The organism is Nocardia sp. FBN12 (assembly GCF_050320175.1).
In the GTDB taxonomy this organism is placed as follows: domain Bacteria; phylum Actinomycetota; class Actinomycetes; order Mycobacteriales; family Mycobacteriaceae; genus Nocardia.
The window spans coordinates 6,341,945-6,362,697 of record NZ_CP190048.1; the positions used below are offsets into that span (position 1 = coordinate 6,341,945).

The 20,753-nt window shown below is 67.2% G+C and carries 20 protein-coding genes and 1 tRNA gene; 9 read left to right on the forward strand and 12 right to left on the reverse strand.

The features are described 5' to 3' along the window. Positions 1-32: 32 nt before the first annotated feature. Entirely contained in the window at positions 33-1,385 is a 1,353-nt protein-coding gene (locus ACQHI0_RS29865; RefSeq protein WP_427905083.1) for a serine hydrolase domain-containing protein, read from the reverse strand. 76 nt (positions 1,386-1,461) lie between these two features. Beyond that, positions 1,462-2,709, reverse strand: coding sequence for an APC family permease (locus ACQHI0_RS29870; protein WP_427905084.1), 1,248 nt, complete (start codon positions 2,707-2,709; stop codon positions 1,462-1,464). A gap of 724 nt (positions 2,710-3,433) precedes the next feature. On the opposite strand from ACQHI0_RS29870, the gene ACQHI0_RS29875 reads away from it, so the two are divergent. Then, positions 3,434-4,102 carry an arsenate reductase ArsC gene (locus tag ACQHI0_RS29875; protein WP_427905085.1) on the forward strand — a complete coding sequence of 223 codons (669 nt, stop codon included), beginning with the start codon at positions 3,434-3,436 and terminating at the stop codon, positions 4,100-4,102. Here ACQHI0_RS29875 and atzF read toward each other — a convergent pair. The 5 genes from atzF to ACQHI0_RS29900 all read right to left on the reverse strand — a co-directional run bounded on the left by atzF (position 4,059) and on the right by ACQHI0_RS29900 (position 9,615). Further along, positions 4,059-5,756, reverse strand: coding sequence for an allophanate hydrolase (atzF, locus tag ACQHI0_RS29880; RefSeq protein ID WP_427905086.1), 1,698 nt, complete (start codon positions 5,754-5,756; stop codon positions 4,059-4,061). The genes ACQHI0_RS29875 and atzF overlap by 44 nt on opposite strands. A gap of 10 nt (positions 5,757-5,766) precedes the next feature. Further along, the gene (locus ACQHI0_RS29885; protein ID WP_427905087.1) at positions 5,767-6,471 is read right to left on the reverse strand and encodes a GntR family transcriptional regulator; all 705 of its coding nucleotides are present in this window, start codon (positions 6,469-6,471) and stop codon (positions 5,767-5,769) included. 422 nt (positions 6,472-6,893) lie between these two features. Further along, positions 6,894-6,967: transfer RNA gene (locus ACQHI0_RS29890), tRNA-Pro, on the reverse strand. A 67-nt stretch (positions 6,968-7,034) separates the two neighbouring features. Continuing rightward, on the reverse strand, positions 7,035-8,603 hold the full coding sequence (locus ACQHI0_RS29895; protein WP_427905088.1) for a hypothetical protein: 1,569 nt from the start codon (positions 8,601-8,603) through the stop codon (positions 7,035-7,037). Between the two features lie 49 nt (positions 8,604-8,652). Continuing rightward, on the reverse strand, positions 8,653-9,615 hold the full coding sequence (locus ACQHI0_RS29900; protein WP_101464816.1) for a metallophosphoesterase: 963 nt from the start codon (positions 9,613-9,615) through the stop codon (positions 8,653-8,655). Positions 9,616-9,760: 145 nt separating this feature from the next. Between ACQHI0_RS29900 and ACQHI0_RS29905 the strand changes: the two genes are divergently transcribed. Further along, a complete protein-coding gene (locus tag ACQHI0_RS29905; RefSeq protein WP_427905089.1) occupies positions 9,761-10,225 on the forward strand; it encodes a GatB/YqeY domain-containing protein in 465 nt (154 codons plus the stop codon). Between the two features lie 50 nt (positions 10,226-10,275). Here the strand turns inward: ACQHI0_RS29905 and ACQHI0_RS29910 are convergent, their stop codons facing one another. Continuing rightward, on the reverse strand, positions 10,276-12,654 hold the full coding sequence (locus tag ACQHI0_RS29910; protein ID WP_427905090.1) for a penicillin-binding protein: 2,379 nt from the start codon (positions 12,652-12,654) through the stop codon (positions 10,276-10,278). A 373-nt stretch (positions 12,655-13,027) separates the two neighbouring features. Between ACQHI0_RS29910 and ACQHI0_RS29915 the strand changes: the two genes are divergently transcribed. Further along, positions 13,028-13,351 carry a WhiB family transcriptional regulator gene (locus ACQHI0_RS29915; RefSeq protein WP_056821932.1) on the forward strand — a complete coding sequence of 108 codons (324 nt, stop codon included), beginning with the start codon at positions 13,028-13,030 and terminating at the stop codon, positions 13,349-13,351. A gap of 114 nt (positions 13,352-13,465) precedes the next feature. Here ACQHI0_RS29915 and ACQHI0_RS29920 read toward each other — a convergent pair whose 3' ends face one another. After that, positions 13,466-14,599: an ArsA family ATPase gene (locus ACQHI0_RS29920; protein ID WP_427905091.1), complete on the reverse strand. Its 1,134-nt coding sequence runs from the start codon at positions 14,597-14,599 to the stop codon at positions 13,466-13,468. Next, the gene (locus tag ACQHI0_RS29925; RefSeq protein ID WP_427905092.1) at positions 14,596-15,633 is read right to left on the reverse strand and encodes an ArsA family ATPase; all 1,038 of its coding nucleotides are present in this window, start codon (positions 15,631-15,633) and stop codon (positions 14,596-14,598) included. Before ACQHI0_RS29925 ends, ACQHI0_RS29920 begins: the two co-directional genes overlap by 4 nt. 59 nt (positions 15,634-15,692) lie before the next feature. On the opposite strand from ACQHI0_RS29925, the gene ACQHI0_RS29930 reads away from it, so the two are divergent. Genes ACQHI0_RS29930 through ACQHI0_RS29940 form a run of 3 tightly spaced genes read left to right on the forward strand, consistent with a single transcriptional unit; the run spans position 15,693 to position 17,122 of the window. After that, complete coding sequence (locus ACQHI0_RS29930; protein WP_266297640.1) at positions 15,693-15,854, forward strand: DUF4177 domain-containing protein; 162 nt, start codon at positions 15,693-15,695, stop codon at positions 15,852-15,854. A gap of 2 nt (positions 15,855-15,856) precedes the next feature. Then, a complete protein-coding gene (locus ACQHI0_RS29935; RefSeq protein WP_266297638.1) occupies positions 15,857-16,318 on the forward strand; it encodes a RidA family protein in 462 nt (153 codons plus the stop codon). 9 nt (positions 16,319-16,327) lie between these two features. Beyond that, positions 16,328-17,122 carry an MBL fold metallo-hydrolase gene (locus tag ACQHI0_RS29940; RefSeq protein WP_427905093.1) on the forward strand — a complete coding sequence of 265 codons (795 nt, stop codon included), beginning with the start codon at positions 16,328-16,330 and terminating at the stop codon, positions 17,120-17,122. A 171-nt stretch (positions 17,123-17,293) separates the two neighbouring features. Here ACQHI0_RS29940 and ACQHI0_RS29945 read toward each other — a convergent pair whose 3' ends face one another. Continuing rightward, complete coding sequence (locus tag ACQHI0_RS29945) at positions 17,294-17,968, reverse strand: Crp/Fnr family transcriptional regulator (protein WP_040703546.1); 675 nt, start codon at positions 17,966-17,968, stop codon at positions 17,294-17,296. 145 nt (positions 17,969-18,113) lie between these two features. Beyond that, entirely contained in the window at positions 18,114-18,356 is a 243-nt protein-coding gene (locus tag ACQHI0_RS29950; RefSeq protein WP_056821920.1) for a hypothetical protein, read from the reverse strand. Between the two features lie 245 nt (positions 18,357-18,601). Between ACQHI0_RS29950 and nth the strand changes: the two genes are divergently transcribed. Genes nth through ACQHI0_RS29965 form a run of 3 tightly spaced genes read left to right on the forward strand, consistent with a single transcriptional unit; the run spans position 18,602 to position 20,731 of the window. Then, positions 18,602-19,282 (forward strand): endonuclease III, encoded by a 681-nt coding sequence (gene nth, locus ACQHI0_RS29955; RefSeq protein ID WP_427909351.1) that lies wholly within the window; start codon positions 18,602-18,604, stop codon positions 19,280-19,282. Continuing rightward, on the forward strand, positions 19,279-19,962 hold the full coding sequence (locus ACQHI0_RS29960; RefSeq protein ID WP_427905094.1) for a TlpA family protein disulfide reductase: 684 nt from the start codon (positions 19,279-19,281) through the stop codon (positions 19,960-19,962). Before nth ends, ACQHI0_RS29960 begins: the two co-directional genes overlap by 4 nt. 40 nt (positions 19,963-20,002) lie before the next feature. Beyond that, on the forward strand, positions 20,003-20,731 hold the full coding sequence (locus ACQHI0_RS29965) for an NUDIX hydrolase (protein ID WP_427905095.1): 729 nt from the start codon (positions 20,003-20,005) through the stop codon (positions 20,729-20,731). Positions 20,732-20,753 lie beyond the last annotated feature (22 nt).

Here is a 20,753-nt window from a genome sequence, read left to right on the forward strand (position 1 = left end):
GTCATCGTTCACGATGGCTCGGCCTCGCTGTTTCACTTGATCGGGCGGATGCCGGGGGTGCGGGGATCGTTGCCGACGCAGGCCAGGATGGCGCAGCCAGGGGGGATGCTGGCGAAGGGGGCGGCCAGGGGTTGGTTGAGGCAGTCGAAGACGGTGCAGCCGGGGTAGGCGCCGGGGCCGATGCCGAAGACGGCCAGCAGGATGTTGGCGTCGATGAGTTTGCCCGCGTCGAATTCGAGTGGAGGTTCCACGTAGGGTTCGGCGGTTGGTACCGGGGCGTCGGTGATCGCGTCGAACAGGCGGCGGAAGAATTCGTGGGGGAGTTCTTCGGCGTGGGCGAGGATACCGCTGGGGCCGTAGGCGGTTTGGTTGCCGAAGGGGCCGGTCCACATCACCGTCAGGTCCAAGCTGGGCAGGACGAAGACGTTCTGCAGGCCGAGTCCGGACATGAAATATGTGTCGTCGGGCAGGAAGTCGGGGGATTCGCTGCAATCGGCGCCCAGCCAGAACAGGTAGCCGTAGCAGCTGTTCGCCTTCGACGGGGTGCGGGCCTTGCGCAGATACTCCGAGGAGAGCACCCGTTCCGCGCCCCAGCGGCCGTCGTTCGAGACGAGCAGCCCGATCTTGGCCAGGTCGTTGGGCGGCAGCAGCAGATGCGCGTAGCCGTAGGTGTGGCCGGATCGGTCGCTGGCCCAGTAGTAGTCGCTGCGCGGGATGCCGAGAGGATCGAACAATTCGCGCTGCGCGAACTGCTGCAGCGGTTCGCCGACGGCCAGTTCGATCACGTACGACAGCAGGTCGACATTGCGCTGGCTGTAGCTGAACGTGGTGCCGGGCGGGTTGGTCAACTGCACCGACAGCGCCTGCACCGCCGAGTGCGGGTCGATCGGGATCACCGCGGTGATGCCCTCCGACAGCACTCCGACCTGCATGCCCGAGGTCTCGGTGAGCAGGTTCTCGACGGTGATCGAGCGGTGCACCGCGTCGCCGAGCCCGGGCGGCAGGTAGCGATCGATAGGGGCGGCGATATCGATTTTGCCTTGGTCGGAAGCGATTCCGGCCAGCATCGACACCACCGATTTGGTGACGCTCCAGATGTTCCACGGGGTATTGCCGGTCTCGTCGTTGCGCAGCCCTTCGCCGACGAGGCAGTTGTGCCGGAAGATCTGAACGTTGAGCCGGTTACGAGTGGCGGCGAACTGCAGTGCCGCTTCGAGTTTCGCCGAATCGAGCCCGACCTGTTCGGGCTCCGCGCGTTCTAGGTCGCGACCGGAAGTCACCTCGCAGGTCGTGCTCGGCGCGGCCTGAGCCGGGACGGCGACCAAGCTCGCCGAAGCCAGCAGCGCCGCGATCGTTCCTGCGAAAACGCCCGTGATGTGCCGCATGCGGGCGAGAGTAGCCCTTGTCACGCACCGTAACCCGTATAGCGTGGCCGCTGAACTTCACGGACAAGGCGCATGTTCACCTGGTCGCAACACGGCGAATGCCGTAGACCCCCGCACCGATCGCGAGCACGCCGAGTCCGCTCAGCACCGATCCGATCGGCAGTGCGAACCCGACCACCACACAACCCACCGCGCCGACCACCGGAACCCAGCGCCGCGGCCTACCCTCGGCGGCCGTCAGCGTGGCCGCCGACAGATTGGCGATGAGGTAGTACGCGAGCACCGCGAACGACGAGAACCCGATCGCCGCCCGCAGATCCATCGTGGCCGCGAGCACCGCGACCACCACCCCCACCGCCAGCTCGGCCCGATGCGGAACGTCGTACTTCGGGTGAATCGCGGCCAGGGACCTCGGCAGATGACCATCGCGCGCCATCGCCAGCGAGGTCCGCGAGACCCCGAGAATCAACGCCATCAGCGACCCCGCCGCCGCCAGCACCGCACCCACCCGCACCACCGGCGCCAACCACCCCGCCCCCGCGGCCTCGACAACCTGCGCGAGCGGATCCCGCGCCGCCGCCAGCCCGCCCGACCCCAACGTCACCAACGCGGCCACCGCCACCAGCGCGTACACCGCCAACGCCACCGCCAACGCGACCATGATCGCCCGTGGAATAGTCCGCTCCGGCGCACGCACTTCCTCGCCGAGCGTGGCGATGCGCGCGTACCCGGCGAACGCGAAGAACAACAAGCCCGCCGCCTGCAATACCCCATACGGCCCGATCTCCTCGACCAGAACCGTTGCCCCCGAATGACTCCCACCGACTCCCACGACAACAACCACCGCCAGCACCGCCAGCACCACTCCCACGATCACCCGCGAAGCCAGCGCCGACTTCTGCACCCCCACATAGTTGATCCCCGTCACCACCACCACAGCCCCCACCGCCACCGCGTGCGCCTGCTCCGGCCACGCGTAACTCCCCACCGTCAACGCCATCGCCGCACACGATGCCGTCTTCCCGACAACGAACCCCCACCCGGCCAGGTACCCCCACAACGCCCCCAACCGCTCCCGCCCGTACACATACGTCCCCCCGGACACCGGATACAACGCGGCCAATCGCGCCGAAGACATCGCATTGCAATAGGCCACCACCGCCGCCACCCCCAACGCGACCAGCAACCACGACCCCGCCACCCCCGCCGCGGGCCCCAACGCCGCGAAAACCCCGGCCCCCACCATCGCCCCCAACCCCACCACCACCGAATCCCCCAACCCCAACCCCCGCCGCAACTGCCCGCCTGAAGCCATGTTGCCCATCCTCGAGCATTCGCCTCGCTCGCGCGACTCCGGGACATAAAGAAACGCCGCCAGGTCGATGAGGGTGACCTGGCGGCGTTCGCTGGGGCCGACGCCCCACAAGCGCCTCTCGGCGGGTGGTCGCTCGTAGCGACTATGGGGTGAGGCCCGGGGCTGTTCGGACGTCGACAGTGTGTTCAACCGCGCCCCCCGGTGAACTATTCCGACCGCTCGATGTGACGCGCACAACGCACGAGGCAGGGACACCGATACGCGTACCTGCCTCGTGTCATGGGTGGGCGAAGGGCCTGGGTCCCGGGCTCTCGTGGTCGGTGTCGGGGGTCAGAAGTTGCTGAACCAGTACAGGATGCTGGCCAGCAACCAGACAATCGCGGTCTCCATGGTCGATCTCCTTGCGTCGGTACTTCCATCATCGCCGAAGACCCGGGTTTGCCGACAAGTTGTTCTTAAGAAGCTCTAGAGACCGACACCGCATTGTTGCTTCAGACACCGGAACAACCGGGTCCGATCGGTCTCGAGGGGTGATCGGTCGGGCCCGGCGGTGCAGACCAGAAGGTGGCTCTTCCAGACGCTGAAGACGCACTGCCGACGGTAACCACACCGACGGGCTGGGCCGGGAAATGTTCCACGTTGTGTCGGTGAGTACGCGTGCCGGGCCGGTCTGATCGAGGGGTGATCGGCCCGGGCGTTTGCGAATGGCCAGGATTCGGGTAAGGGTTGAGGGGTGGTCGATATTGCGGAGCACTCCGACGCGCTCGACCGTGCTGAGGTGCGGCTGCGCGAAGAATTCGCGACAATGTTCGAGCTGGCGACGATCCATCGTTTCCTGCACTCCTCCTATGAAGACTTCGCCGCAAGGGCGACGGTGACCCTGTACTTACCGCTGCTGGCCGAGCGATTCGCGCGGCAGCGGTTGCAGGCGCTGGCAAAGATCGAGGGCAAGGAGCCCCAGCCGCGTCCGACGGTGCTTTTCCTGTGTACGCACAATGCGGGCCGGTCGCAGATGGCACTCGGTTTCTTCGAGGAGCTGGCGCTGGGGCGGGCGGTGGCCTGGTCGGGCGGGTCGGTGCCGAGTGGGCAGCTCAATCCGGCCGCGGTGGGGGTGATGGCGGAGGTCGGCGTGGACATCTCGCGCGAATATCCGAAGCCGTGGACCGATGAGATCATCCGCGCCGCCGACGTGATCATCACGATGGGCTGCGGCGATACCTGTCCGCTGGTGCCGGGGGTGCGCTACGAGGAGTGGATCATCGAGGATCCGGCGGGGCTGGAGGTCGAGCAGGTGCGGCCCATCCGCGACGACATCGGTCATCGCGTGACGGGCCTGCTCGCCGAGCTCGGCATCGACGTCAACGAGCCCGTAGATACGCCACCCAGCTCCCGTACCGGGTGATGTCGGTGGCCGCGACCGCCGCGTCGTAGCTACACGCGAAACCTACGACGGCGCGTCCGTCGGACAGATCGATGCTGGTCAGCGCCATCGGCGGCGGTAGTTCGGCGAGGAATCGGCCGAGGCCGGCGGGGGAGACCAGGAACAGTTCGCCGAGGATCGGCGCGCCTTGTCCGTCGCCGTGCCGGACGAGTCCGGGTTTCGGCGGGGTGGTGTCGAGGGCGGTGAGGCGGTAGGCGTCGGTGGTGGTGATCTCGCCTGCGAAGCGGGCGCCCAGTTGTTCGAGTTGCCAGTGCAGGGGTTGGCCGCGCAGGTGGGCGCCGAAAACCGCGAGGGGCACACCGGTTTCGACGAGTAGCGGTGCCTGGGTGCCGGTGATTCGGGCGGCGAGGTCGACGGCCAGTTGGTCGGCGAAGGCGGGGACTACGACTGTCACGCCGAACGGGAGGCCGCCGGTGGTGGGTTTGCCGGGGACTGCCACTGCGGCGAGGTCGAGGAGGTTGCAGAAGTTTGTGTAGGTGCCGAGTCGGCGGTTGATCGCGAGTGGGTCGGCGTCGACTTCGGCGATCGAGGGGTGTTCGGTGGTGGTGGGGAGCAGGAGGCCGTCGAAGTCGGCGAGCAGTGTGGTCGCGGCGGTGCCGGCCAGGGCCAGCGTGTCGAGATCTCGCACGAACGCAGGTGCGTCGAGTTCTTTTGCGGCGCTGATTATTCCGGCGACGGTGCGGTCGAGGCCAGGGGCGCCCTTGTCGACGAACTCGCCGACTGCGGCGTATCGCTCGGCGACAATCGCGCCGTCGTAGAGGAGCCGGGCGGCGTCGAGTAGTGGCGAGATGTCGATTTCGGTGACGCTCAGCCCTTGATCACGAAGGGCTGCAACAGTTTCAGTGAATGCTGTGCGGTAGGCCGGGCTCAGCGGCTCGAGATCCGCGGGCCGGGGAATCGCGATCTTGGGCTCGGTGGAGATCGCGAGGCGGACGTCCGCGGGCCATTGCCGGCTGCGAGGGTCTCGAGAATCATTGCCTGACATGATCTTCGCGGCCTTCACCGCCAGATCCAGGTCCGCGGCGAAAATGGTCACCGCGTCATAATCGGCGCAGGCGGGGACGACGCCATGGGTGGGGATCACGCCGAGAGTGGCTTTGATGCCGACGATTCCGTGAAATGCGGCAGGCACGCGGCCCGAGCCTGCCGTGTCGGTGCCGATGGCGAGGTCGGCGATGCCAAGCGCGACCGCTGCCGCCGAGCCGGAACTCGAACCGCCCGAAACCAATTCGGGATGGAGCGCATTGCGGACGGCACCGTACGGGCTGCGAGTGCCGACCAGCCCGGTGGCGAACTGGTCGAGGTTCGTCTTGCCGAGTACCAGCGCGCCCGCCGTGACCAGGCGCTGTACCGCCGCAGCGGTTTCGGTGGCCTCGTAAGCGAATTCGGGACAGGCCGCGGTGGTGGGCAAGCTCGCCACGTCGACGTTGTCTTTGACCGCGAGAAGCAGACCTGCCAGCGGGAGGTCTTCGCCCGCAGCGACACGGCTTTCCAGCTCGACAGCTTCTCGCGCCAGTGCCTCCTGTGAGCGCAGCGTGATCCAGACCTCCGGCCGATCCACTTCGGCGATCCGTGCGTAGGCCGCGGCGACCCGCGCGGTCGGGGTGACAGACATTGACGCTCCTCTATTCGCTCAACGACATGGCTGCGACGGCACGCGAGATGCGCTCGAGCACTACGTCCAGCGAGTCGCCGATGTGGGTGTGCAGAAGTTGCTGAGCCAGCGCGAGGTCACCGGCGAGGACGGCGGCGAGAATGCCGAGGTGCTCGCTGATCGTGGTCTCGATGCGGTTGTTGATCATGAAGTCGTACATGCGCACATGCCGGATCCGGGTGTTCACCGCGATCAGCGCGCGCACCATCTCGGCATTACCCGCCGCGGTCAGCAGTGCGACGTGGAACTCCTCGTCGACGACGACGAAACCCGGCTCCTGGGCGGGCGGGTCGGCCTGCAGGGTCAACCATTTCTGCTGCTCGGCGCGCAAGAGGGCCTGATCATGGGTGATGTGCGGATCCGTCCTGACCCGCGTCATCCCGCCCAGTTCCAAGGTCAGCCGCAGCTCGTAGAGATCGCGAATCCGCGCCACACTCGGCCGCACCGGGCTGAACCCGAACTCCTCACGCTGCAACAGTCCATCCGAGCACAGCATCGTGAGCGCCTCCCGGACCGGCGTGCGCGAGATCCCGAACCTGGTCGACAGTTTCGGTTCGGTGAGCCGCTCCCCGAACCGGATGTCCCCGTTCATCAACTCACCCCGCAACGTCGAATACACGACCTCGCGCAACGGCCTCGCCGAGCCATCGCTCGGTGCATCCACCCTTGTCGACATGGGTGTATACGCTATCGATCGCTAATTTCTATCAAGTGACAGAAAGTAAGCGCCAGGTTATCGGTTGCTCACACCGGAACCTCACCGCATCGAGTCTCGCGAAGGGAGCACTTCTCAACCAACCCCGAACACGCAGGCAACCCCACTCGCCAGGCGACCGCCCACACTCGAACCACGAGCCCACCGCCGCGCTCCCACTCCGCTCACCCCGGAAGGGCGACCCCATGACCCCGACGATCCTGGTCCTCATCCTCGGCCTGCTCGCCATCACGGCCATCACCATCTACTGGCCCAACCCTGGCGATCGCAAGCCGCCCTCGGATCTGTGAGACACCGAGCGCGAGCGCTGCGGAGCCCGGGCATGCAAAAAGCCTCTGACCAGGAAACCCGGTCAGAGGCTTTTCGGTGTCTCAACCAACACGTCGGGGTGACAGGATTTGAACCTGCGACCTCTTCGTCCCGAACGAAGCGCGCTACCAAGCTGCGCCACACCCCGTGAGGCGAACCTGAAGTAGCTTACAACGTGGGGTCGTGAAACGTTAAATTGGCTGGTCAGATGCGGGTTAGTTGAGGGATCTGATGGTGCTGAAGATGCGTTTGGCCTCGGTGGCGTCGATGGCGCCCGCGACGCCGGTGTCGGCGATCATCACCATGACGAAGCTGCCGTCCTTGGCGCCTTTGAAGGCGTAGGTGTAGACGGAGTAGGTGGCGGCGCAGCCGGGTTCGGGGGCGGGGACGGTGCCCGTGGTCTCGGTGAACATGCCCTCGGTCTTGCCGTCCATCGACTTCAGGGGCTGGGCGGGGCCGGGAGTGCCCTTGGAGCCCTGGTAGGCGAGGGGCGCGGCTTTGGCCCCGAGTTCGGCGCCGGCCGCGGCGTTGTCGGCGTTCTTGGAGCCGGTGAGCAGCGACATGGTGCGGGTGGAGTCGGGGCAGTAGTCGCGACCGTCGGAGGCGTAGCCCTTGCCGAACACGGCGTCGCCGGGAGGTTCGCCGACGCCGCCGATGGTGGTTTCGGAGGCGACGTTCCAACCTGCTGGGACATCGTAGGCGGCGCCACGGTCGGGGGCGGCGACTACCTGGTAGCCGTCGATGAGAGGTTTGCGGTTCGACGCGGCGCCCGTGGGAGTGGTCGTACTGGGCTTGGGCTTGCTCGATGACGTCGGCGCGGGCGTGGTGGACAGGGCGCTGACCATCGACGGGGTGGCGTCGGCGCTGGTGGTCGGTGCGTCGTCGCCGCGGGTCAGCGCGACCGCGGTGACCGTGCCGCCGACCACGAGCAGCGCCGCGACACCCGCGGCAGCCCAGATCGCCGCCTTGTTGCCGGATTTCTGGGGCGGGAAGGGCTGGCCGTAGGACTGAACGCCGTGGTGCTCGAGCGGGGGCACTTCGCCGTATTGCTGCGGCGGATGCTGCCGACCTGCTGCGTCGACCCGGGCCGGATCGGCATGGGCTGCCGGCGAGCCCCAATGCTGCTGACCAGGCGGTGGCGAATTCACCGGACCCGGCGCACCCCAAGGCTGACCGGCCGCAGCGGGCGCGCCCCACTGCTGGCCAGGCGGCACCGGCGCGCCCCACTGCTGGCCAGGCGGCGGCCCGCCCCAGTGCTGACCGGGCGGCGGCCCGCCCCACTGACCCGGAGGTTGTTGTCCGGCGGCAACACCGGTCCCGGGAGCGGTTCCGCCCTGCGAGCCACCGGGGTACCACTGCTGGGCAGAGGGCTGTTGTCCCACCGGCGGGTTCATGCCGGGCTGCCATTGCGGAGTCGAACCGGGTTGACCTACAGACGGATTCGCTCCCGGCCAGGGCGGAGCCGGCTGACCTACCTGGGTCGGGTCGGCCTGCCCGGGTAGCGGAGCCTGTTGTCCCGCAGCAGGATTGCCGGAGTCCTCCCAATCCTGTGGACCAGCGGGAGCCCATTGGGTCGGCTCGGGGAGACCTGGCGGCGGCCCGGAACCGTCCCAGCGCAGCGTGGGAGGGAGTCCGGTGCTGCCCGGCGTCCACACCGCGGTGGGATCAGGAGTGCCCGGATCCGCTTGTCCCGCCGAGGGATCCGGCGAACCCGGCCGCTGGCCGGGCTGGTTCGGTGCGCCTGACCCGCCGAATACGGTCGGGTCGTCGGGTCCACTGCTCACGGTCGTCTCCTGATGACACCTCAATGACAATGCCGTTCGGAGGCAGACCCTAGCGGGCGACGGCCTCCGAGGTCGAAATGCCGAAGCCGGTGTCGGCCGACGGCCGCTTGGGCTGGGCGCCGACCAACGTGAGCAGCGTGGCCTCGGGGCGGCAGCAGAAGCGGTAGGGCGCCCACGGGGAGGTGCCGATGCCCGCCGAGACGTGCAGCTGGGTGTGCTCGCCCCACTGGGAGGCGCCCTTCACGCGGGACTTGTCGATGCCGCAGTTGGTGACAAGCGCGCCATAGCCGGGAACCACCAGCTGCCCACCGTGCGTGTGACCGGCCAGCACCAGGTCGTAGCCGTCTTCGGCGAAGCGATCGAGCACGCGCGGCTCGGGCGAATGCGTGACACCGATGCTCAGCTGCGCCAGCTGGTTCGGGGCACCGGCCACCGTGTCGTAGCGGTCGCGCTGCAGGTGCGGGTCATCGACGCCGGCGCTGGCGATGCGAATGCCCGCCACCTCGAGGTCGCGCCGGGTGTGGGTCAGGTCGAGCCAGCCGCGTTCGGTGAATGCCGCGCGCAGGTCCTTCCACGGCAGCGGATCGCCGTAGACGCGACGATGATCTTTCTTGAAATACTTCAGCGGATTCTTCGGAACCGGTGCGAAATAATCATTCGAACCGAACACGAACAAGCCGGGGCGAGCCAGTAGCGCACCGAGGGATTGCACAACGGCGGGCACGGCCTTGGGGTGGGAAAGATTGTCGCCGGTATTCACGACCAGGTCGGGTTCGAGCCGGTCGAGTTCGCGCAGCCACTGCTGTTTGAGCTGCTGTCCCGGCATCATATGCAGGTCGCTGACGTGCAGAATGCGCAACGTGGGCGACCCGGGTGCCAGCACCGGCATCGTGGCTTCGCGCAGGACGAACGCGTTCCGTTCGATCAGCGTGGCGTAGCCGATGCCTGCGACGGCGGCCCCGGCGGCTCCCAACGCGGTTCGGCGGACAGCGGACGTCGAGATAACGGGCATTTGCCCAGCATAGGTGACCCCCTCCCGGATCGGCGCGTGTGTTTCCGCACAAACGGTCGGAATTTTCTCGCCTGCGCCCAGTTCGCTATCCGTCGCGATGAAAATGTGATGGGACTTCCCAGGGTGGCCGACTACGGTAAGGCCCATGTCGGAACTGAAAGCCAAGCTGCGCGCGGATATGACCACCGCGATGAAAGCCAAGGACAAACTGCGTCTCGCGACCCTGCGGATGCTGCTCGCCGCTATCCAGACTTCCGAGGTCTCCGGTACGCAGGCGCACGAACTCTCCGATACCGATGTCGTGTCGCTGCTGCAGAAGGAAGCGAAGAAGCGCAACGAGGCGGCCGTGATCTACGAGCAGAACGGTCGCGGTGAACTGGCCGCGAACGAGCGCGCCGAGGAACAGATCATCGAGGAGTACCTGCCGACTCAGCTCGACGACGCCGAGGTGGCCCAAGTCGCCGATACCGCGATCGCCCAGGTCGCCGAGCAGCTCGGGGAGCGCCCGGGGATGAAGCAGATGGGCCAGGTCATGAAGGCCGCCACCGCGCTGGCCGATGGCAAGGCAGACGGTTCGCGCATTTCCGCGGCGGTCAAAGCCCGGCTGTAGAAACCAGCGAAGGCCGCCGTCCGGACTGGACGGCGGCCTTTGTCGGGTGACTAGCGCGGCACCGGGATGGGGATCGGTGGCAGGCGCGGAATCTGCGGTAGCCCCGGAATCACCGGTGCGGGCGCGGCGGGCGGGGGCGTCGTCGGCGCGGGCACCCGGACCGTCCCGTCACTGATGTAGATCGTGACCACCGAGCCCGGAATAGCCGAGCCGTTCGGTGAACTGCCCATCACCGTGCCCTTGGCCTGTGAACCGGCCCCCGTCACCGCGGAGACCTGGAAGCCCGCACCGGACAGGATCGAGGTGGCCTCGCCCTGCGACTTGCCCGCGACATCGGGGACCTGGGAGTTGTTCGCGCCACGGACGTACTTGTCGTCCAGCGGGGGCAGCGCGGCAGGCGGATATCGATCCATCAACGGCTTGATGGCGTTGAACCAGGTGCGGGCCGGTTCATTACCACCGAACAGGCCGGAGGCATCACTGGCGCCACAGTTGCGCAGCGGGAACGAGCAGATCTCGCCGGGGGTCGGGCTGTCGCCGTAGACGTAGACCGACGACGCCAGCGAGTTGGTGAAGCCGAGGAACGCCGAGGACCGGTGGCTCTCGGTGGTACCCGTCTTGCCCGACATCGGCGCCGACCACCCCGCGGCACGTGCCGCGCCCGCGGCGGTACCGCTGATGTCGTCCTTGCTCATCGCGTTGGCGAGGGTATTGGCCAGACCGGGGTCGACGACCTGTTCGCAGGCCTGCTGGGTGAGCGGGACGGCCTTGCCGCTGCGGTCGACGACTTCCTTGATGGGCGAGGGCGGGCACCACTTGCCGCCCGAACCCAGCGTGGCGGCCACATTCGTCAGCTCGAGCGGGTTGATCGAGAACGGGCCGAGCGTGAACGAACCCATGTTGTTGTCTTTGATGTGGTCGGCGAGGCTCGTGTTGCCCCGCCCGGAGGTGCCCGGCTCGGTGTAGGACCGCATGCCGAGGCGCACGGCCATGTCCACCGCGGCCTCGACGCCCACGTCCTGGATCATCTTCACGAAGGTGGTGTTGGGTGAGGTGGCCAGGGCATCAGTCACCGACATCGACCCCGGGTAGTTGCCCGCGTTCTTGACACACCACGAGTCGGCCGGGCAGCCCGGCGAGTTCGAGTAGCCCATACCCCTGGCGGCGTAGGTGCCAGGCACGTCCACCTGCGCGGCGATACCGAGGCCCTTCTCCATCGCGGCGGCGGTGGTGAACAGCTTGAAGATCGAGCCCGCGCCGTCACCGGCCATCGAATACGGCTGGCCGAGCAGCGTCTCGTTGGCATCGCGGTTGAGGCCGTAGGTGCGGCTCGACGCCATCGCGAGGACGGGGTGCGAATCCTGACCGGGTGCGACCACCGACATGACCTCGGCGATGTTGTCGAGGTTGGGGTCGGCCTGCTCGTTCACCGAACGCTTCACCGATTCCTGCAGCACCGGATCGAGAGTGGTCTTGATCAGGTAGCCGCCCTTGTCGATCTGCTCGCGACTGATCCCGGCGTCGGCCAGGTACTGCAGCGCGTAGTCGCAGAAGAAGCCCTTGTCGTTGGCGGAGATACACCCGCGCGGCAATCCCTTGGGCTCTGGCAGCACACCCAGCGGCTCGGCCTTGGCCTTGCGGAACTCCTCGGCGCGATGCGGGATGTTCTGGATCAGCGTGTCGAGCACGGTGTTGCGGCGGTCGGTCACGCCCTGCACGTTCGTGTAGGGGTTCAGCTTGGAGCTGGACTGCACCATGCCCGCCAGCATCGCCGACTGGGTCATGGTGAGCTGGGACGCGTCGATGCCGAAGTAGGTCTGCGCGGCGTCCTGGATGCCGTAGGAGCCGTTGCCGAAGGGCACCAGGTTCAGGTAGCGGGTGAGGATCTCGTCCTTGCTCAGCTCGCGGTCCAGCGTGAGCGCCATCCGGATCTCGCGCAGCTTGCGCGCCGGTGTCGTCTCGATCGCGGCGCGGCGCTCGGCGTCGGTCTTGGCGACCACGAGCAGGTTGAAGTTCTTCACGTACTGCTGGTCCAGGGTCGACGCGCCCTGCTGCACCGCACCGGAGGAGGTGTTGGTGAGGAACGCGCGCAGCGTGCCCTGCCAGTCCACGCCCTTGTGGTCGGCGAAGCGCTTGTCCTCGATGGACACGATCGCCAGCTTCATGTTGTTGGAGATCTTGTCGCTCGGCACTTCGAAGCGGCGTTGCTCGTAGAGCCACGCCAGCGGCGACCCGTTCGCGTCGACCATGGTCGACACGGCGGGGACCGTGCCCTCCACCAGTTCGGCGGAGACATTGTCGACGGCGTCGGCGGCGCGGTTGGAGATGAACCCGAACCCACCTGCCAAAGGGAACAACAGCCCAGCGACAAGCACGGCGGCCAGCGCGCAGCTGCCGGCCAGCCTCGCGAGCGTTTGAGTGATCGGCACGAGACCCAGCCTAAGGGGTGGGGTGGTGAGGTTCACGGCTGTGCTGCTCGACGGGGAATGTCCGGCCGGTGCCAGGGGGGTTGCTCGGGCGTGTCAACAAAATGATCACATCGGCGTGTCGCGACCGGCCACGCCGGTGATCAGCACTACTGCGTGGTTCTGACCCCATTTGAATGGACGCCCGTACCAAAAAATCGGGGGGCGGTCTTGCGCAACCGCCATACCTTTACCTAGATTGAGAACCCAGTGTGATAGAGCTAACACTCAAAGTGGAATGTGGTGCGGGACGCAGCGGTAGTTGGGTTGCTGTGATCCGCGCTCGCGATTCTGGAGCGCCGCACAACGGTGTTCGGACTGCAAAGGGGCACATCAAATGCACATCACAACCCCCATCGCTCGACTGGATGTAGAGCAGGCCGAGGCAAGGATCGCTTGGGTTGCCCAGGCGCGATGCAAGGAAGTGGACCCCGATCAGCTGTTCGTTCGCGGCGCGGCACAGCGCAAGGCGGCAACCATCTGCCGTCACTGCCCGGTGCTGATGCAGTGTGGTGCCGATGCGCTCGACAACCGGGTGGAGTTCGGCGTGTGGGGTGGGATGACCGAGCGGCAGCGGCGTGCGCTGCTGAAACAGCATCCCGACGTGACGTCGTGGGCTGAATTCTTCAACGCTCAGCGCCAGCACCAGGTGGCGATCTAGCAGGTCGAGACCGGACCGTTATCACAAACGGCGCCGAGACCGCTTGGTTTGCGGAATCGGCGCCGTTGGCGGGTGTTACGGGATTGTCAGCTATAGCGGATTTGTCTGAATCGATCAGGCCGAGGCCGGAGTACCGGTCAGCTGATCGCCGACCGCGCGCAGTGCTTCCAGGTCGGAGACCTCGAAGGGCAGCGCCGTCACCGACACGATCTTCACCCGCGGATGTGCTCCGGTGAAGCGATGCAGCAGCCGCCGCTCTCGCGTCGCCGTCGACACCCGATCGGCGTGGATGCGCAGCACCGCGGCGGTCAGCGGGTCCGAATCGGTCAGCTGGTCGGCCGCGGTCAGCGCGTGATCACCGGACAGCTCCGACAGCGCGGGATGCGTCCGGTTCAGCACCAGCCCGGCCAGCGGCATCTGCTCGGTGGAGAGCCGGTCGACGAAGAACGACGCCTCGCGCAGCGCGTCGGGCTCGGGCGCGGCGACCACGAGGAAGTGGGTCCCCGGCTTGGACAGCATCGCGAAGGTGCGCTCGGCCCGGTCCTGGAATCCACCGAACAGCGATTCCAGCGACTGCAGGAACGTCGAGGCGTCCTTGAGCATCTGCCCGCCGACGATCGTCGACACCCCGCGCATCGCCAGGCTCATCGCCCCGGTGACGAACCGGCCGACACCGCGCCCCGGCGCCATGATCAACCGGATCATCTTGCCGTTGAGGAAGGTGCCGAGCCGCTTCGGCGCGTCGAGGAAGTCCAGCGCGTTGCGTGAGGGCGGAGTGTCGACCACGATCAGGTCCCACTCCTTGCGCGCGGCCAGCTGGCCGAGCTTCTCCATCGCCATGTACTCCTGCGTGCCACCGAACGACGACGCCACCGTCTGATAGATCGGATTGGCGAAGATCTGCTCGGCCTTGTCGGCGCTGGTGTGCTCGAGCACCATGTCGTCGAAGGTGCGGCGCATGTTCAGCATCATCGCGTGCAGCTCGCCGGGCACCTCGGGGCCGAGTTCCACGCGCTGCGGGGTGTTGTCCAGCTCGGCCACGCCGAGCGACTGCGCCAGTCTGCGCGCCGGATCGATGGTCAGCACCACCACCTTGCGACCCGATTCGGCCGCGCGCAGGGCGATCGAGGCCGCGGTGGTGGTCTTGCCGACTCCGCCGGACCCGCAGCACACGATCACCTTGGCGTTCGGATCGGCGATGATCTTCGAAACGTCCAATAAGGGCGGGGTGGAAACGTGCTCGCTCATCGGACTCCCTGCGCGGATAGCTGTTCGGCCAGTTCGTAGAGGCCACCGAGGTCGATGCCGTCGCCCAGGGCGGGCAGGGACAGCTGGGGGACATCGATCTGCGCCAGTTCGGCCGCGCTCGCGTTCTGCGCGGTGAGCACAGTCGCGTGGTCGACCGTTTCGGCGATCAGGCCGTCGAAGTCCGATTCGGACAGGGTGATTCCGGCCTTCGCCAGACCCGCGGCGACGGCGGCGGTGTCGAGTTCGCCCGCCACGCTCGTGTCACGCTGGGCCGGGGTGAGCTCGGCGGTGGCCGCCCGGTTGACGATCACCGTGCCGATCCGCAGATCGTCGGCGGTGAGTTCGGCGATCGCGTCGGCGGTCTCCTGCACCGGCAATGCCTCGAGCAGTGTCACCAGGTGGATCATCGTCTGATCGGAGTGCAGCAGGCTGGACACGCCCTCGGCCTGCGAGGCGATCGGCCCGCCCTTGGCGATCTCGGCCATGGCCGTGGTGACGTCGAGGAAGCTGGCGATCCGCCCGGTCGGCGGCGCGTCGACGACGATGTCGTCGTAGGCGGGCCTGCCGTCCTTGCCGGTGCGGACCACACATTCTTTGATCTTGCCGGTGAGGATCACATCGCGCAGACCAGGCGCGATGGTGGTGACGAACTCGATGGCGCCCATCCGGCGCATCGCCCGGCCCGCGAAGCCGAGGTTGTAGAACATGTCGAGGTACTCGAGGAACGCGTACTCGATGTCCAGTGCCAGCGCCGTCACCTCGCCGCCGCCGTCGGCGCTGGCGATATGGGTCTCGGTGGGTGGCAGCGGTGGCCGGTCGAACAATTGCGCGATGGACTGGCGACTCTCGACCTCGACCAGCAGCACTTTGCGTCCCCCGGCGGCGAGCGCGAGTGCGAGTGCGGCCGAAACGGTCGACTTGCCGGTGCCCCCCTTGCCGGTGACGTAGTGCAAGCGGGCCTTGGCCGCGCGCTTCGGCCACCCGGTCGACGGTTCGGGAACCGACGAAACCGGCTCTGCTGTTGGTGCTCCCACGTCGCCGAGCCTATAACCCGTTTCGCCAAGGCGTTCGGGGTGAGCCCTAAACTCACACCATGAGTGAAGTCACCCGTTGGGAGTACGCGACCGTGCCGCTGTTGACGCACGCGACAAAGCAGATCCTCGATCAGTGGGGTTCCGACGGCTGGGAGCTGGTCTCGGTGCTGCCAGGACCGACCGGCGAACAGCATGTCGCCTACCTGAAGCGGCAGAAGTAGCCGTGGCCACCGCGTGGAAGGACGCGCTCGACCGGCTCGGCGTCACGCTACCGCCGGTCGCCGCCCCCGTCGCGGCCTACATCCCCGCCGTGCGCACCGGTTCGCTGGTGTACACCTCCGGCCAGCTGCCCTTCGTCGACGGTGAACTGTCGTCGGTCGGCAAGGTCGGGGCCGAGGTGGATGTGGAGCAGGCCAAGGAGGCCGCCCGGCTGTGCGCGCTGAACGCGCTCGCGGCCGTGCACGATCTGGTCGGGCTCGACCAGGTGGTGCGGATCGTGAAGGTCGTCGGATTCGTCGCCTCGGCGCCCGGATTCAGCGATCAGCCGATCGTGATCAACGGTGCGTCGGAGTTCCTCGGTGAGGTGTTCGGCGAGGCGGGCGTGCACGCGCGCTCGGCCGTCGGCGTCTCGGAACTGCCGAAGAACACGCCCGTCGAGGTGGAATTGATCGTCGAGGTTAGTTAGGCAGCCGCCATGGCACTGGAACATCCCGCGTACAGCCAGGTCAGACAGGTTACCCCGACGGCATCGGTACTACTGGCCGACAATCCCGGTCAGATGACGCTCGACGGCACCAACACCTGGCTGCTGCGCGGCCCGGACAGCGACTCCTACGTGGTCGTCGATCCCGGACCGAAGGACAAGAAACACACCGCCGACATCGTCGAAGCCACCGGCGGCCGGATCGCACTGACCCTGATCACCCACCACCATCACGATCACACCGGCGGTATCGATCACCTGGTGAAGGCCACCGGGACGCCGGTGCGTTCGGTGGATCCGGCGTATCTGCGCGGCGCGGTCGTGCCGTTGGCCGACGGCGAGGTGATCGAGGCCGCCGGCTTGCGGATCACCGTGCTCGGCACCCCGGGACACACGACCGATTCGGTGAGCTTGCTGCTCCCCGACGCGGTGCTCACCGGTGACACGGTGCTCGGCCGCGGCACCACCGTGCTCGAATCCGCACCGGGCGCGCTGGCGAACTTCCTCGCGTCGCTGGAAAAGCTGCGCGAGCTGGGCGCGGGCAAGGCGTTACTGCCCGCGCACGGGCCCGACCATCCGGATGCGGCGCCGGTCGCGCAGTACTACCTGGATCATCGGCGGGAGCGGCTCGATCAGGTGCGGGCGGCGCTCGTCGAACTGGGTTCCGGCGCGGGCGCCTTCGCGGTCGTCCGCAAGGTGTATGCCGATGTGGACAAACGGCTGTGGCCCGCCGCGCGTAGTTCGGTGCAGGCGCAGCTGGAATACCTGCGAGCCGAACAGAACTGAACACGCCTCGATCGCCGACATGCTGGGGAGTGTCGGCGATCGAGTCGTATCCGGGCTACAACGGCCGACATCCCGGCACGACGAAACCGCGGTGGTGTGGACGAGGCCCTCTCCTCGTGAGCCCACACGCATCAACGGTCCCGTCAGCGCCGGGACGGCAGTGTTCGAACGTCAGCGAGCGCGACGTGCCAGACGCTCGGAATCCGAGATCAGCACGCTCTTGCCCTCGAGACGCAGCCACCCGCGATGAGCGAAGTCGGCGAGCGCCTTGTTGACGGTTTCCCGGGAAGCGCCGACCAGCTGGGCGATCTCTTCCTGGGTCAGGTCGTGGGTCACGCGCAGCGCGCCCGCTTCCTGGGTGCCGAAGCGCTGTGCGAGCTGCAGCAGCGCCTTGGCGACGCGACCTGGCACGTCGGTGAAGATCAGGTCGGCGAGGTTGTTGTTGGTGCGGCGAAGGCGTCGTGCCAGCACGCGCAGCAGCTGCTCAGCGATCTCAGGGCGCTGATCGATCCACGACTTGAGTGCATCGCGATCCATCGTCACGGCGCGGACCTCGGTGACCGTGGTTGCGGTCGAGGTACGCGGGCCAGGGTCGAAGATCGACAGTTCACCGAACATGTCGGACGGACCCATGATGGTCAGCAGGTTTTCCCTGCCGTCCGGGGACCGTCGGCCGATCTTCACCTTGCCCGTCGTGATGATGTACAGCCGATCGCCGGGTTCGCCCTCGTTGAAGATGACGTGGCCGCGCGGAAAATCTACGGGCTGCAGCTGCTTGGCGAGCGCGGCCACCGCGGTGGGCTCGACGCCTTGGAAGATGCCTGCTCTGGCGAGGGCCTCGTCCACGAATGTGCTCCTTATGGGATATGGCTTGCGAACCTGGTCGAGCGAATCGACCAACCGCGCAGTCTACGCGGCATTCCGGCACCGCAGTGACAGACACCACGTAAAGAGTGGATTGCGCGATGTGCGCACACTGTGAATCGATCGTTTAGCTGGCCCTGGCAACGTCCAATTCGGAGGTCCGGGAACGGCGCTTGCGCACGCGCGCCACGGCGGCGGGCAGGCCGAGCTTCGTCAGCTCTTTCACTTCGGCGTTGCTGGCGTTGTCCAGGTACTGCTGAACCTCTTCGTCGGGTTCGAGAAGCTTTCGGAGCCGATTCTCGACCCGCTCCATCCCCAGCGCGAACAGCATCAACAGCACTGGGAAGAGCACCACAGCGAGTCCTTGCATGACTGGCAGTAAACACGGTCCAGGTCTCAGATGGAACACAGCGGGCAATCTGGCCGGGCAATGTTGTCGTAGTGGTTCCGTATGGTGAAGCGGTGCCCGTTTCCCCAGTCCCAGCCGCCGCAGGCGATGTCGATTCGGCCGCGGAAACGGCTGCCGCGCCCACCGGCATCACCGCCGCGCGCAAGCGCAAGAACCGTGCGATAGCTGCGGAAACGCGGATCGGACTCGTCCGCCGCGCGCGCCGGATGAACCGCACGCTCGCCGACGCGTTCCCCGACGCGCACTGCGAGCTCGACTTCACCACCCCGCTGGAACTGGCCGTCGCGACGATCCTGTCGGCCCAGTGCACCGACGTCCGAGTGAACCTCACCACGCCCGCCCTGTTCGCGAAGTACCGCGACGCGCAGGACTACGCCCAGGCCAACCGGGTGGAGCTGGAGGAATACATCAGGCCAACCGGCTTCTACCGGAACAAGACCAGTTCACTGATCGGGCTCGGCCAGGCGCTGGTCGAAAAATTCGACGGTGAATTGCCTCACACTCTGGACGAATTGGTGAAATTGCCGGGCATCGGGCGCAAGACCGCCAACGTCATCCTCGGCAACGCGTTCGATGTGCCGGGCATCACCGTCGACACCCACTTCGGTCGGCTGGTGCGCCGCTGGAAGTGGACCGACGAGGAAGATCCGGTGAAGGTCGAGCACGCGGTCGGTGCGCTGTTCGAGCGCAGGGACTGGACGATGCTCTCCCACCGGGTGATCTTCCTCGGCCGGCGCGTCTGCCACGCACGCAAACCGGCGTGCGGCGCGTGCGCGCTGGCCGGCGATTGCCCCTCGTTCGGTCTCGGTCCGACCGATCCCGCGGTCGCGGCCGCGCTGGTGAAGGGTCCCGAGCGCGATCACCTGTTGAACATGGTCGGCCTGTGAGCCAACCCTCGCCGCTGCGGCGGCCCGCGTTGCGCTGGGTGCTCGCCGCGGTGATCTTGCTCGCCGCGGCCACGGTGGCGCTGTGGCCGCGTGGGGGTTCCGAGACCACCGGCATCGTTTCGCAGACATCGCGACAGCCTTCGGGCGTGTCGGCCGAGGAACGGGCAGCCGCGGGCCTCACCCCATGCCCGGCCACGCAGGCATCGGTGTCGCAGCCACCATCGAACGCATCGGGACCGCGAGCGGTGGGGTCGGGACCGTTGGCAGGGCTTGCGGTGACCTGTCTGGCCGATGGCACACCGATCGACCTGGCCGCCGCGCTGGCGGGAAAGCCGGCCTTGCTGAATCTGTGGGCCTACTGGTGTGGCCCCTGTGCCGTCGAACTGCCCCATCTGCAGGAATTCGCGCAGCGGGCGGGCTCGGCGCTCACCGTCATGACCGTGCACAGCGATCCCGACGAGGCGAAGGCGCTGTCGCGACTGAGCGGGCTCGGCGTCACCCTGCCCGGTGTCGAGGACCCGCAGGCCGCCGTGCGCAGTGCGGTCGGTGCGCCCGCGGTGCTGCCCGTCTCGGTGCTCGTGCGGGCCGATGGCACCATCGCGAGTGTGGAGGTGCGTACCTTTGCCGACGTGGCCGACATCGCGGATACGGTATCCGCGAAGCTGGGGGTCACGGTATGACAGAGAACGTAATGGTGGCGTGCGGATCGAAGGCGATGGCGTGAACGATGTAGCGAGGCTCGACGATTCCGGCGTTCCCTCCTGGTTGCGCACGGCGATCAGAACCGGCGGCCCCGACGCCGACGACACCCTCGCTACCTCCCGCGCCCTACGCCGGGCCATGTCGATCACCGGAAAACCACGCCAGGCCGCGGTCCTCGTACTGTTCGGCGGATCGCCGGAGGCCGACGAGAACACCCCGGGCGGCCTGCCCGCCGACGCCGACGTCCTGCTCACCCAGCGCGCCTCGACCATGCGCCAGCACCGCGGCCAGATCGCGTTCCCCGGCGGCGCCGCCGACCCAGGCGACGGCGGCCCGGTAGGCACCGCACTGCGCGAAGCCGCCGAGGAGACCGGGCTCGACCCCGCGGGTGTCCAGCCGTTCGCGCTGCTGCCGAAACTGTTCGTCCCGCCCTCGAAATTCGACGTGACTCCGGTGCTCGGCTATTGGCGAGCACCCAGCGAAGTCCGCGTCGTCGATCAGGGCGAAACCGAGCGTGTCGTGCGTGTGCCGCTCACCGAATTGCTCGATCCGGCACACAGATTCATGGTGCGTGGCAGTCTCGGCTACCAGAGCCCCGCGTTCGGAGTCGACGGCATGCTGGTGTGGGGACTCACCGGCGGTATCCTCGCCGGCATCATCAAATCCGCTGGGTGGGAACGAGATTGGGATCGGGGCGACGTGCGTGACCTGGAGAGCTCGCTGGCTGCGGTCGGAATGACCCTGTGAGCGGGCACATCGGCGCTGCCGC

Excerpts from the sequence above, each read along its gene's own strand:
- ACQHI0_RS29870 (WP_427905084.1), bottom strand. The coding sequence starts at position 2,709 with ATGGGCAACATGGCTTCAGGCGGGCAGTTGCGGCGGGGGTTGGGGTTG.
- atzF (WP_427905086.1), bottom strand. The coding sequence starts at position 5,756 with ATGTCTGTCACCCCGACCGCGCGGGTCGCCGCGGCCTACGCACGGATC.
- ACQHI0_RS29915 (WP_056821932.1), top strand. The coding sequence starts at position 13,028 with ATGCACATCACAACCCCCATCGCTCGACTGGATGTAGAGCAGGCCGAG.
- ACQHI0_RS29900 (WP_101464816.1), bottom strand. The coding sequence starts at position 9,615 with ATGCCCGTTATCTCGACGTCCGCTGTCCGCCGAACCGCGTTGGGAGCC.
- ACQHI0_RS29940 (WP_427905093.1), top strand. The coding sequence starts at position 16,328 with ATGGCACTGGAACATCCCGCGTACAGCCAGGTCAGACAGGTTACCCCG.
- ACQHI0_RS29865 (WP_427905083.1), bottom strand. The coding sequence starts at position 1,385 with ATGCGGCACATCACGGGCGTTTTCGCAGGAACGATCGCGGCGCTGCTG.
- ACQHI0_RS29905 (WP_427905089.1), top strand. The coding sequence starts at position 9,761 with ATGTCGGAACTGAAAGCCAAGCTGCGCGCGGATATGACCACCGCGATG.
- ACQHI0_RS29930 (WP_266297640.1), top strand. The coding sequence starts at position 15,693 with ATGAGTGAAGTCACCCGTTGGGAGTACGCGACCGTGCCGCTGTTGACG.
- ACQHI0_RS29920 (WP_427905091.1), bottom strand. The coding sequence starts at position 14,599 with ATGAGCGAGCACGTTTCCACCCCGCCCTTATTGGACGTTTCGAAGATC.
- ACQHI0_RS29950 (WP_056821920.1), bottom strand. The coding sequence starts at position 18,356 with ATGCAAGGACTCGCTGTGGTGCTCTTCCCAGTGCTGTTGATGCTGTTC.
- nth (WP_427909351.1), top strand. The coding sequence starts at position 18,602 with ATGAACCGCACGCTCGCCGACGCGTTCCCCGACGCGCACTGCGAGCTC.
- ACQHI0_RS29885 (WP_427905087.1), bottom strand. The coding sequence starts at position 6,471 with ATGTCGACAAGGGTGGATGCACCGAGCGATGGCTCGGCGAGGCCGTTG.